Origin of the sequence: Pseudomonas marvdashtae (genome assembly GCF_014268655.2) — a bacterium.
In the GTDB taxonomy this organism is placed as follows: domain Bacteria; phylum Pseudomonadota; class Gammaproteobacteria; order Pseudomonadales; family Pseudomonadaceae; genus Aquipseudomonas; species Aquipseudomonas marvdashtae.
This window is the reverse complement of record NZ_JABWQX020000005.1, coordinates 110783-121612: the sequence shown is the minus strand read 5'-3', so window position 1 is coordinate 121612 and position 10830 is coordinate 110783. Positions and strand designations below refer to the sequence as shown.

13 protein-coding genes are annotated in these 10830 nt (G+C 58.9%); 8 read left to right on the top strand and 5 right to left on the bottom strand.

Translation table 11 applies throughout. The annotated features are described in order from the left end of the window. Positions 1–103 precede the first annotated feature (103 nt). Positions 104–511, top strand: coding sequence for an SMI1/KNR4 family protein (locus HU742_RS24890; RefSeq protein WP_003187120.1), 408 nt, complete (start codon positions 104–106; stop codon positions 509–511). Between the two features lie 22 nt (positions 512–533). Here the strand turns inward: HU742_RS24890 and HU742_RS24885 are convergent, their stop codons facing one another. Then, a complete protein-coding gene (locus tag HU742_RS24885) occupies positions 534–2297 on the bottom strand; it encodes a cation:proton antiporter (protein WP_186633218.1) in 1764 nt (587 codons plus the stop codon). Positions 2298–2554: 257 nt separating this feature from the next. Between HU742_RS24885 and HU742_RS24880 the strand changes: the two genes are divergently transcribed. After that, positions 2555–3040 carry an acyl-CoA thioesterase gene (locus HU742_RS24880; protein WP_186611335.1) on the top strand — a complete coding sequence of 162 codons (486 nt, stop codon included), beginning with the start codon at positions 2555–2557 and terminating at the stop codon, positions 3038–3040. A gap of 56 nt (positions 3041–3096) precedes the next feature. Here the strand turns inward: HU742_RS24880 and pdxY are convergent, their stop codons facing one another. Then, positions 3097–3969, bottom strand: a complete 873-nt coding sequence (gene pdxY, locus HU742_RS24875; RefSeq protein WP_186644916.1) for a pyridoxal kinase PdxY — start codon at positions 3967–3969, stop codon at positions 3097–3099. A gap of 118 nt (positions 3970–4087) precedes the next feature. On the opposite strand from pdxY, the gene HU742_RS24870 reads away from it, so the two are divergent. Then, positions 4088–4510, top strand: coding sequence for a DUF3301 domain-containing protein (locus HU742_RS24870; RefSeq protein ID WP_186644917.1), 423 nt, complete (start codon positions 4088–4090; stop codon positions 4508–4510). Between the two features lie 12 nt (positions 4511–4522). Here HU742_RS24870 and HU742_RS24865 read toward each other — a convergent pair whose 3' ends face one another. After that, a complete protein-coding gene (locus HU742_RS24865; protein ID WP_186633227.1) occupies positions 4523–5488 on the bottom strand; it encodes a CobW family GTP-binding protein in 966 nt (321 codons plus the stop codon). A 30-nt stretch (positions 5489–5518) separates the two neighbouring features. Between HU742_RS24865 and HU742_RS24860 the strand changes: the two genes are divergently transcribed. Next, positions 5519–5872, top strand: coding sequence for an NADH:ubiquinone oxidoreductase (locus HU742_RS24860; protein ID WP_186633230.1), 354 nt, complete (start codon positions 5519–5521; stop codon positions 5870–5872). Here HU742_RS24860 and HU742_RS24855 read toward each other — a convergent pair. Together HU742_RS24855 and zigA are read right to left on the bottom strand one after the other, a co-directional pair. Beyond that, positions 5869–6510 carry a DUF1826 domain-containing protein gene (locus HU742_RS24855; RefSeq protein WP_186644918.1) on the bottom strand — a complete coding sequence of 214 codons (642 nt, stop codon included), beginning with the start codon at positions 6508–6510 and terminating at the stop codon, positions 5869–5871. The genes HU742_RS24860 and HU742_RS24855 overlap by 4 nt on opposite strands. After that, positions 6510–7718 (bottom strand): zinc metallochaperone GTPase ZigA, encoded by a 1209-nt coding sequence (gene zigA / locus HU742_RS24850; protein ID WP_186644919.1) that lies wholly within the window; start codon positions 7716–7718, stop codon positions 6510–6512. The genes HU742_RS24855 and zigA overlap by 1 nt, the downstream gene beginning before the upstream one ends. Positions 7719–7881: 163 nt before the next feature. On the opposite strand from zigA, the gene HU742_RS26855 reads away from it, so the two are divergent. The 4 genes from HU742_RS26855 (at position 7882) to HU742_RS24835 (ending at position 10819) form a co-directional block, all read left to right on the top strand. Next, positions 7882–8277: a glutamine synthetase gene (locus HU742_RS26855; protein WP_225923656.1), complete on the top strand. Its 396-nt coding sequence runs from the start codon at positions 7882–7884 to the stop codon at positions 8275–8277. 114 nt (positions 8278–8391) lie between these two features. Continuing rightward, complete coding sequence (folE2, locus tag HU742_RS24845) at positions 8392–9288, top strand: GTP cyclohydrolase FolE2 (RefSeq protein WP_186633238.1); 897 nt, start codon at positions 8392–8394, stop codon at positions 9286–9288. Further along, positions 9285–9953 (top strand): metal ABC transporter ATP-binding protein, encoded by a 669-nt coding sequence (locus tag HU742_RS24840; RefSeq protein WP_186633241.1) that lies wholly within the window; start codon positions 9285–9287, stop codon positions 9951–9953. The genes folE2 and HU742_RS24840 overlap by 4 nt, the downstream gene beginning before the upstream one ends. After that, on the top strand, positions 9953–10819 hold the full coding sequence (locus tag HU742_RS24835) for a metal ABC transporter permease (RefSeq protein ID WP_186633244.1): 867 nt from the start codon (positions 9953–9955) through the stop codon (positions 10817–10819). The genes HU742_RS24840 and HU742_RS24835 overlap by 1 nt, the downstream gene beginning before the upstream one ends. The last annotated feature ends 11 nt before the right edge of the window (positions 10820–10830 follow it).

Genomic DNA, 10830 nt, shown 5'->3' with positions numbered 1-10830 from the left:
GGCTCAGGCCGGGGTTTTCTATTTTCGCGGTTGCATCTATAGCGAGCTACTGTATAAACCGCTCCATGTAAAACCGCGCCATCGAGAAAGAGGATCCCCGGACGTGGAAGAAATCATCGAACAATTGCGTGAAGCCAACGAGCCCGTACCGGTCCCGCTGGAGCTGCCCGACGAAGATTTGCTGGTAGAGATCGAAGAGCAGCTGTTCATCGATATACCGTTCGTGTTCAGGGAGTTCTTGCTGACGGTCAGCGACGTTGTATACGGCAGCCTGGAACCGGTAACCGTTACCGACCCGCAATCCCACACCTACTTGCCGGATGTAGCGGCAAATGCCTGGGATGCTGGCGTGGACCGCAGCCTGATTCCGATCTGCCAGGACGGCGACGATTACTATTGCGTCGAAGAGGACGGCACCGTGGTGCTGTGGCAGGCCGAAGAAGAACTGATCGCCGAGGAAACCTGGGAATCGGTCTGGCACTGGGCGCGGGACGTCTGGCTGGAAAGCTGATCCGCCAGACGCCTGCCGTCGGTCAATGCCCGGAGGATTCCTTGTGATTGTCCAAAGTTTCCAGCAACGCCACCTGCATACGCGTGTGAAGGCGCACGAACCAGCGCCAGAGCAGCGCCGCCACGGCAAGCGCCACCACGGCGATCAATACCAGCAACTTGTTGGTCGGTAGAATACTGGCCGACAAGGCTGCCAACAGCAGGAAAATCACTAGTAGCGAAAGAATGGGGATCACTTCGGCAATCACCCGACGGACGCGGTGAGTGTGACGGCCGGCCATTTCCGGTTTCACACCCAGCTCTGCCAGCAGCATCGACAACGCCTTGAGCTTGCGATACGCAGCAATCAGGAACGGCAGTGACAACAGCAATGCCCCGCCCCAGATCAATGCTTTCTGCCAGCTTGGATCGCTGATCCAGGCTTGCAGATACGTCGACATCCACTCGGCGAAATAGCCTCCAGAAACAAAAATCGCGATCACCAACGCCAGATTGACGCCCACCTGCAACAAAATCCGCCTGATCATAGCCGCCACCAGCGCACCCTCGCCTTGGGGTTGGATGCTGCGCAACCATTCGCCATACATGCCTAGCACACGAGTCAGCCGTTGCGGCATCACCGTCGCCAGTTTCACAGATAAGGGGTCCGCAGCACGGATAAGGTAAGGGGTGGACAGCGTGGTCAGCACCGAGACGGCGACGGCTACCGGGTAGAGGAAATCGCTGGTGACCTGCAATGTCATCCCCAGCGAGGCGATGATGAAAGAAAACTCGCCAATCTGCGAAAGCCCCATCCCGACGCGCAGTGAGGTACGTCCATCGTTACCGGCGATAAAAGCACCAAGGCCGCAGGACAACATCTTGCCCAACACCACCGCTACGGTGATCACCGCGATGGGCCAGGCATATTGCAGCAGAATCGCGGGATCGAGCATCAAGCCGATGGCGACGAAAAAAATGGCGCTGAACAAGTCACGCACCGGCTCGACCAGTCGCTCGATCTTCAGCAGCTGCCGGGATTCGGCCATGATTGCACCGATCAGAAACGCTCCCAGTACCATGCTGTACTCGAGCTTTACCACCAGCAGGCAGAAGCCGAAGCACAAGCCCAACACGGTGATGAGCAGCATCTCGTTGCTGTCGAATTTCGCCACATAGGCCAAGAGCCTCGGCACCAGCAAAATGCCGATCACCAGGGCGACGATCATGAACAGCGACAACTTGCCCACCGTCGAAAAAACTTCGCCGGAGCTGACCGTGCCGCTGACGGCGATGCTCGACAGCAGGGCGATAATGCCGATGCCAAGGATATCCTCGACGATCAGGACGCCGAATATGAGCTGCGCGAAGCGCTCGTTTTTCATCTTCAGGTCATTGAGGGCCTTGACGATGATCGTCGTCGAGGAGATTGCGAGGATAGCACCGAGAAACAGCGAATCCATGGTGCTCCAGTCGAACCAGCGACCTATCTCGTAGCCGATCCAGATCATCAGCACGATCTCGAGGAACGCAGCGATGAATGCCGTGGCCCCCACCTTGAACAACTTGCGCAGGCTGAACTCCAGGCCCAGGCAAAACATCAGGAAGATCACTCCAAGCTCGGCCAGGGTCTTTATTGTGTCTTCGTCATGGATGAACCCGAACGGCGGTGTGTGCGGGCCGATGATGAAGCCTGCGACGATGTAGCCCAGCACCACCGGTTGTTTGAAACGATGAAAGAGTACGGTCACCAGCCCCGCAGCCATCATGATAATCGCCAGGTCTTGAATGAAACTGATGGCATGCATATACGAGGCTCCCTGTTCAAAATGACTCATCGTTTGTGGATAAGTCCGTTTCCTTTGTAGGAAATGCCCTTGCGAGAGGCTTTTGAAGGGTAACACCGCGACTTCTGGCAGAAAGACGGTGCAATATATCGAAACAGATCCACCGAAGCGTGACGGCAACTGCGGGCGCAACGTCCCGATATCGGTGGTTTTGGAATGATCCGCCAGCGTCCGCAGAGGCGCACTCCCGATTGGCTGCCTTGAACCGTGAGAATGTTATGGAACCCGGAAACGCCCAGCTGTCGATGACGGTATTGATGACCCCCGATATGGCCAACTTTTCTGGCAATGTCCATGGCGGCACGTTGCTCAAATACCTCGACGAAGTCGCCTACGCCTGTGCCAGCCGTTACGCGGGGAGGTATGTGGTGACGCTGTCGGTCGACCAAGTAATTTTTCGCGAGCCCATTCACGTTGGCGAGCTGGTGACGTTCCTCGCGTCGGTAAACTACACCGGCAATACCTCGATGGAAGTCGGCATCAAGGTCGTGACCGAAAACATTCGTGAACGATCGGTCCGCCATACCAACAGCTGCTTTTTCACCATGGTTGCGGTAGATGACCAGCGCAAGCCCGCGCCCGTTCCTCCCTTGCAGCCGCAAAATGGCGAGGAAAAACGCCGTTACGAACAAGCCCAGCAACGGCGTCAGATCCGCCAGGAGCTGGAGCGGCGTTATCAGGAAATCAAGGCAGACGGGCCTTGATAGGGCTGTCCGAAATCAATGTGGGAGCGAACTTGCCCCCACATTGATTTTTTTGGTCATAGGCTGATCGGCACGGCTTCGAAGCGCACGCGCGGATGCGCGATTCGATCCTGGGCGCGAACCAACTGCAGCTCGTAGCTTGCACACGCCTGGGTTTCCAGCAGCACTTCGTGTACCGCCGCAGCGGTGAATTCGAAAGCCGCTACCAGGCTGTCCCCCAACAATAGCCGCGCCAGGAACAACCCCGAGGTCAGGTCGCCAACCCCCACTGGCTGGCGGGGAAACGCCAGCAACGGGCGGCGCAGATGCCAGCTACCATCAGCTGTCACCAGCAGCATTTCGAAGCTGTCGTCTGGCTTGCCGAGATAAGCCAAGTGCTTGACCAGCACTACCTTCGGTCCACGGGCCAACAGCGCGCGAGCCATGGCCAGGCAATCGAGTAAGGATTGCGCCTTGCGCCCGGAAAAGCTGTCCAGCTCCAACTGGTTCGGACACATGATGTCCGCCACGGCGGCCGCCTCTTCCAGCAGGAACTTGCTCACCTCGGGCGCCACGATGCAGCCTTTCTCCGGATGCCCCATGACAGGGTCACACAGGTACAACGCCTTGGGATTGCATGCCTTGATCCGCGCTACGCCCGCCAGAATCGCTTGCCCCTGGGCGGCGCTGCCCAGATAACCAGACAGCACCGCGTCGCAATTGCCCAACTCGCCAATCGCAGCGATGCCCTCTACCAGAAGCGGTATCTGGGCCGGCGCAAGCACTTCTCCGGCCCACTGTCCGTATTGGGTGTGATTGGAAAACTGCACGGTGTTGAGCGGCCAGACATTTACCCCAACCCGCTGCATCGGAAATACGGCAGCGCTGTTGCCGGCGTGACCAAATATCACGTGGGACTGGATGGCAAGCAGATGAGGCGTACGTTTCATGCGGCAGGTTCCGTAAAACGAATGAAATTCAAGCCGCGCAGTATGCGACTAAACACAGCCTGTACGACAGACCGGCGAGACAGTTAAGCTGACAGCAACTTGTTGGAGCACCTCGTTCATGCTGACCCTTGGAAACATTTTCGTGCTGATGCTGCTGGCTACCGGTGGCGCTTGGCTGTGGCACAACCATGGCTTGCGCGAACGGGCCTTGGCAAGGGTCATGCAACATTGCGCCAACCTCAAGATCGAGTTGCTGGACGGTAACGTGGCGCTGCGAAAGATCGGCTTCGTAAAGGACGCCAGCGGGCGACGACGGTTGGCACGGATCTATAATTTCGAGTTCACGGTGACGGGAGAGACCCGTCATTCGGGCACCATCACCCAGTTCGGGGCGCACAGTGCACACATCGAACTCGCGCCCTACCCCATGCCGTTCGAAGAGACGCCGCCACCGCCGGTCGAGTCGGTCCAGACCCGCCCCAGGGCTGAAGTCATCGAGCTGAGCCAGTGGCGCCAGGAGCACAACAAGTGGAAGCCCTGAAATAAGACGGGCTCAGGGAAGGCGACAACTCGCCAGGCCTGCTTGAAGCGCTTGCGGGTCTTGTGGCTCGGAGAAAATCAGTTCAATTCGCGAATCCTGCCGCCACTCGCTTGCTTGCCATTCCAACGTCCCGCCTTCCAACGCATTGGCTGAAACCCAACCGCCATCGCTGTGGATGACCATTTTCGCCCGCTCCCAGGTGGCGCCTTGCACCCATCGAGACACCGCCGCCACGTTGAATCGTTGGCTCTGATGCCAGCGCCATCCGATGCTCCATCTCTCGCCCTGTTGCTGATAAAGGCAAATCGGCGACGTCGGGTCACTCCAAATGGCAGGCATCTGCCCGAGGCTTTTGGGCAGCGCCAAGTTACCCACTACACCGTTGCCGCGAGAGCCAAGGCCAGGCAATCGATCGACAGGCAACGCAGCCTGGTGCGTCCAGTACAACCCAACCTCCGGCAGCTGCGCAGAGATGCGCTGGCGATCGGTTTCGGTCAGGCCTTCGGATTTGTTCAATAGCAATAAACCGGCATCAGCCAAGACCTGTCGTTGCGCATCAGGCAATGGCTTGCCATCAGCCAACGCTCGGGCGTCCAGCACCAGCACGCAAGGCTGGACCGCCAGTACACCGAGCCAAGGCGCCTGGTTCAGCTGCCGCAACAATTGCGCAGGATGACCCAGCCCGGAAGGTTCGATGAACAGACGGTGTGGGCGCGACTTGCGCAACAAACGGCCAAGGCCAATCTGAAACGGCGCGCCGTTGACGCAACACAAACAGCCCCCGGCCACTTCGCCCAGTGCGATACCATCGGCAGCCTGGCTCAGCAGCGCGGCGTCCAGGCCGATCTGACCGAACTCATTGATCAACACCGCCCAGCGTTCATCAGCCGGGCGCTGGGCCAGCAATTGCCTGATCAAGCTGGTCTTACCTGCCCCCAAGGGCCCGGCAATGACATGGGTGGGAATGTTCTGCAACATGATCGATAGTTTTTTCGACGGAGTTTAACGATGCGAATGATTGGCTGGTTGTTGCTGGCCCTGACTTCGAACCAGGCCATGGCCCAGGCTTGCGTGGTGCACAGCCAGGCTGAGCGGCTCGATGTCAAAGTCTGCCAACAAAACCGCAATATCCCGCAGAAGCTGTTCGCCGACGGTTTCTGCCAGCCAAGCCTGGCCGGGCAGAAAGTCGACGTGCAGTACGTCGAACATTGCCCCCGCGGCGCCTTTGGCATCTGCAGCAACGCCCAGGTCGCCAATATGCCTTATCGCCAGGACATTCACTATTACGGCGTGGCCACCGACTCGGCTTACCTGAAACCCTTTTGTGAGAGCAAAAGCCAAGGAACCTGGCTCAAGCCTTAGGCCAGCCAATCCAGCGAGAGGATCAGCCGACGGTCGCCCGGCGTCGGTTGCGGTGAACGGTGGATCAGTCCGAACCCTTCATTGCCGTGCCATTTTTCACCTTTGAGCAGCGCCACTTCGCCGCTGCACATCTGCTGGATCATCTCCGGGTCGTCAGGCTCGGCGTCAAGCTGGCCCAGCCGCCGACGGTCCATACCGCCCTCCATCAGCCACTGACTACCGACACCGACGTACGTAGTGATCAGTCGAACCGGTACATGATCGACGTGAAAACGCGGGCACATCGCCGAATCCAACGCTCGCAAGCGCACGCCTACGCGTCGGGCGCCCAGCAGGCACGAAAACGCGCTGACCAGCCAGGCCACGTCCGCGACAAAACCCTCATATCCCTGCAGATCGCTGAAACCTGCAGCAAGACCGTGCAGCGTCGGCTGGGTGTCTTCATCCGGCATGTCGAGAACCATCGACTCGGCCACGGACTGGTTCATCGAAACCACCATGGCCGCGAAGTCACTAATATGCGCCGGGAGCTGGCGCTGCCAGACCGCCAGGTTGATGTCATCATCCAGAATCTGCGCCAAGGTCAGCGGGGTATGCCCGTGAACCTGCCGCACCTGTTTCAAACGAGTCGCCAGCATCACGCCGCAACCTCGTCATGCCAGGGACCGAACGGGTCCGGCAAATGACGCCAACCTTCTACCCCCAGGCTCATCTCCGCGTCGGTGAGCAGGCAGGCGTCCAGTTCGGTGGTGAGCAGGGAAAAATCTATATCCTGACCGATGAACACCAGCTCCTGGCGGCAATCACCGGTGGTCGCCAGCCAGTTTTTCATGATGGCGGCGGCGTCCTCCTCGTCCTGCGGCCATTGACCTTTGGGCACAAATCGCCACCAGCGTCCGGCGAAGCCGTGGCGCATCAGACCGCCGGCTTGCGACCAACTGCCGGCCTCCTCGTGTTTGCTCGCCAGCCAGAAAAAACCCTTTGAGCGCAACAGCGTGCCGTTGGTCCATGGGCGATCGATAAAGCTGAAAAACCGTTGCGGATGGAATGGACGGCGGGCGCGGTAAGCCGTCGACGCGATGCCGTATTCCTGGGTTTCGGGCACATGCTCGCCGCGCAGCTCCCGCAGCCAACCGGGCGCCTGCGAGGCGCGCTCAAAGTCAAAACGGCCGGTGTCGAGGATCGTTTCCAGCGGTACCTGGCCCATGACCATTGGAACAATCTGCGCTTGGCTGTTGAGACGCTTCAAAATTGCCGTCAGTTCTTCCCGTTCGTGGCGGCTGATCAGATCGATCTTGCTGATCAGGATCACGTCGGCAAACTCGACCTGTTCAATCAGCAAATCGGTGATAGAGCGCTCGTCTTCTTCCCCGAGGGTTTCGCCCCTTGTCGAAAGGTTCTCGGCGGCTTGGTAATCCTTCATAAAATTCACACCGTCGACCACGGTGACCATGGTGTCGAGCCTCGCGACATCGACCAAGCTGCGACCTTCTTCATCACGAAAGGTGAAGGTCTCGGCCACGGGCATCGGCTCCGAAATACCGGTGGACTCAATCAGCAAATAATCGAAGCGCCCTTCCCTGGCCAGCTTGCCGACTTCTATCAACAAGTCTTCACGTAGCGTGCAGCAGATACAGCCATTGCTCATCTCCACCAATCGTTCTTCGGCCCGATTGAGAGTGACATCTCGCTGAACTTCGCTGCCATCGATGTTGATCTCGCTCATATCGTTGACGATCACTGCGACGCGCAGATTATCGCGATTGCGCAAGACGTGATTAAGCAAGGTACTTTTACCGGCACCGAGGAATCCGGAAAGCACGGTGACTGGGAGGCGCTTGGGCATCAGGTTTATCCTCATCAGGGCGGCGGCCGCTGGCGACGTCGTTTTGGCGTGTCACGGCTCGTTTTCAGGCTTTGGTTCGGCCAAGGTCTGCTTTGTTGATGTTATACTATAACCATAAACGCAACCTTTCCAACTTCCCTCCTGCCGCTTGAGAGTGAAATCCATGCATAACCTCTGTCGGTTGCTGATCGCGGGGTGCTTGTTGTTGCTGGTCGCCCCAGGCGTATCCGCGCAAGAGCCTCTGTTGGCGAAATGCACCCGCAGCGCCAATGTGCTTGCTTGTGTGGATGCACAAGGCAACGCCTATAGCGTCTTAACGGCTGGAAATACGATTTATCTGCGCGGATTCGAGGTATCAGGCCGTCGCTCTTGGGCCCAAACAAACAGCCGCTACGGGCAGCTAACTTTTTTCACGGGATTGGCTTCAAATGGCGAAGCTTGGGTTGGATACAGTCGTCGCGTGGGCTGGACGACTATCAATCGTTTCTCCAGCTCTGGGGGCGGCGCTGGGAGATTCGTGTGCGGGCGAATCACGGGCTGCCAGGATTCGGCGCGCTGATGTTTCACGTGGAACGACCAGCCGCGGTGGATGAAACTCTGTTCATAAAAAAGGATTCGTCGCTTTCATTGTTATACTATAACATCAAAACCGGGCCCCTGATGGATCTTAAAAATGAACGCGTTAACTCTGCCGGATATTGCGGCACAGCCCTCTCGCCAAGCTTTGCCTCTGGAGTGGGTAGGCATGTGCGGCATCGCGGTGCCGGTATTGGTAAACGGCCAGCGGTTGAATGCAACGGCCGACGCGGGTGTCAGCCTCGACGACGGCGAGGCGCGTGGCATCCATATGTCACGCTTGTATCTGGCATTGCAGATGCTAGAAGAGGCCCCGCTCTCTCCGGTCCTTTTACGTCAAATCCTCCAGCAATTTCTCGTTAGCCATGATGGCCTGTCCCGTAGCGCTTCCCTGACTTTGCACACTGACTTGTTATTAAAGCGCCCCGCGCTGGTCAGCCCACTGGCCGGCTGGAAGCGTTATCCAATCGCCATCGAAGCTCAGCTGAAAAACTCAGTGTTCCACGTGGAACTCGAAATTCAGATCCCTTATTCATCGACGTGCCCTTGCTCTGCGGCGCTGGCGCGGCAGTTGATCCAGCAACAATTCGTCGACGATTTTGCCAACAAAGCCCTCGAGCATGCGCAGGTGCTGGCTTGGCTAGGCTCAACGAAAGGCATCGTTGCTACCCCTCATAGCCAACGCAGCGTGGCCACCCTTGCCGTGCGGTTGACCCCCAACGTCGCCGAGCTTCCGTTATTACCGATTATCGATGAGGCCGAAAAAGCCCTCGGCACCGCCGTACAAACCGCCGTCAAACGCGCCGATGAGCAAGCGTTCGCCCTCGCCAATGGCCAAAACCTGATGTTCTGCGAGGACGCTGCGCGTCGATTGAACAGGGCGCTAAGAAGCGTGCCTTCAATCACTTCATTCGACGTACGAGTGGTTCATGCCGAAAGCCTGCATGCCCATGATGCTGTTGCACGAAGCCATTGGAACGGGGAGCAATCATGATCCGATGCCGAGACCTACGCTGGGGCGCGCCCGGACAACCCCTGACGCCGCCCCTTCATATGGAGCGGTCGGAAGGCAGTCTGACGGCCATTATCGGCGCGAACGGCGCGGGGAAAAGCAGCCTGCTGAAAGTCATCGCCGGGCTGCAAAAGCCCCTGTCGGGAAGCGTGCTAATCAAGGTTCCACGGCGCGGCGGCGTGTCATTTCTGCCCCAGCAGCAACATCTGGACCGGCAGTTTCCCATCAGTCTTCAGGAATTGGTGGCCGCTGGCTCCTGGGGCTCAAGACATGCTCCAGCCACACGAAATCAGCGACTCAAGGCTGTCCTGGACGATTGGGCGTTGAGCGGTCTTGAGCAGCGGCCGCTAATGGCGCTCTCGGGAGGCGAGCTGCAACGTGCCCTGCTCGCCCGCTTGAGCCTGGCCGAAGCGCCGCTTTTACTACTCGACGAGCCCCACGCGGCCCTCGACGAACAGGGCCAGACGTTGCTGTGGAAACACATTCATCAATGGCATCGCGAGGGGCGCACCTTGGTGGTGGTCTGCCACGACTTGGCTGCGGTACACCGACACATCCCTCACACATTGTTGATCAGACCCACCGGATGCGAGTTGGGTCGCAGCGCCGATCTCATCGCCCAGCCCACTTACACACGGGTGGCTTGATGCTCGCCGCAGCTCAACTCTGGCTACCCTTCCAGGAATTTGTCTTTATGCGTCGAGCCTTGCTCGGCGGCCTGATGTTGGCGTGCAGCACGGCGCCGCTGGGAGTGTTCCTTATCCTAAGGCGCATGAGCCTGATCGGCGATGCAGTGGCTCACGGCATTTTGCCAGGCGCAGCCCTCGGCTTCTGGTTCGCCGGGCTGAGCTTGCCAGCCTTGACTCTGGGCGGCCTGGGCGCTGGCCTGAGCATGGCCGGGTTGGCTGCCTGGATCACCCGACGTACCGGCCTGCGGGAAGATGCCAGCCTGGCGGCAATCTATCCAATCTCCTTGGCCGCGGGCGTGTTGATTCTCGGCATGGCCGGTAAACGCCTGGACTTGCTGCACTTATTGTTCGGCTCGGCACTGGCCGTGGACGGCCCGACACTCACCGGGATGCTCTGGGTTTCTGCGGCCAGCCTGGCCGCAATGGCGCTGATCTATCGTCCCCTGCTGCTGGACACCCTCGACCCGCTGTTCCTGCAAACCGTCAGCCGTCTCGGGCCGTTGGCCCATGGCGTATTCCTGACCCTCGTGGTGCTCAATCTGGTGATCGGCTTCCAGGCGATCGGCGCATTGATGGTTGTTGGCCTGATGATGCTGCCAGCGGCCGCTTCGAGATTCTGGAGCCGTCGCTTGCCCATGCTGATAGGGGTCGCGGCACTGCTCGGTTGTCTGTCGGTATGGCTGGGCCTGCTGCTGTCGTTCTATCTGTCGCTGCCCAGCGGGCCGGCCATCGTCCTGGTGGCGGGCGCGTCTTATCTGCTGTCCGTGGTATTCGGTCCGGTGCACGGTTTGCTGCGCCGCCCGCCCCTGCTTACATCCCAATGAGGTGTTTCCCG

Bases quoted from the DNA above. Each gene is read 5' to 3' on its own strand.
- HU742_RS24885 (WP_186633218.1), bottom strand. From the start codon at position 2,297: ATGCATGCCATCAGTTTCATTCAAGACCTGGCGATTATCATGATGGCT.
- HU742_RS24880 (WP_186611335.1), top strand. From the start codon at position 2,555: ATGGAACCCGGAAACGCCCAGCTGTCGATGACGGTATTGATGACCCCC.
- pdxY (WP_186644916.1), bottom strand. From the start codon at position 3,969: ATGAAACGTACGCCTCATCTGCTTGCCATCCAGTCCCACGTGATATTT.
- HU742_RS24870 (WP_186644917.1), top strand. From the start codon at position 4,088: ATGCTGACCCTTGGAAACATTTTCGTGCTGATGCTGCTGGCTACCGGT.
- HU742_RS24865 (WP_186633227.1), bottom strand. From the start codon at position 5,488: ATGTTGCAGAACATTCCCACCCATGTCATTGCCGGGCCCTTGGGGGCA.
- HU742_RS24860 (WP_186633230.1), top strand. From the start codon at position 5,519: ATGCGAATGATTGGCTGGTTGTTGCTGGCCCTGACTTCGAACCAGGCC.
- HU742_RS24855 (WP_186644918.1), bottom strand. From the start codon at position 6,510: ATGCTGGCGACTCGTTTGAAACAGGTGCGGCAGGTTCACGGGCATACC.
- zigA (WP_186644919.1), bottom strand. From the start codon at position 7,718: ATGCCCAAGCGCCTCCCAGTCACCGTGCTTTCCGGATTCCTCGGTGCC.
- HU742_RS26855 (WP_225923656.1), top strand. From the start codon at position 7,882: ATGCATAACCTCTGTCGGTTGCTGATCGCGGGGTGCTTGTTGTTGCTG.
- folE2 (WP_186633238.1), top strand. From the start codon at position 8,392: ATGAACGCGTTAACTCTGCCGGATATTGCGGCACAGCCCTCTCGCCAA.
- HU742_RS24840 (WP_186633241.1), top strand. From the start codon at position 9,285: ATGATCCGATGCCGAGACCTACGCTGGGGCGCGCCCGGACAACCCCTG.
- HU742_RS24835 (WP_186633244.1), top strand. From the start codon at position 9,953: ATGCTCGCCGCAGCTCAACTCTGGCTACCCTTCCAGGAATTTGTCTTT.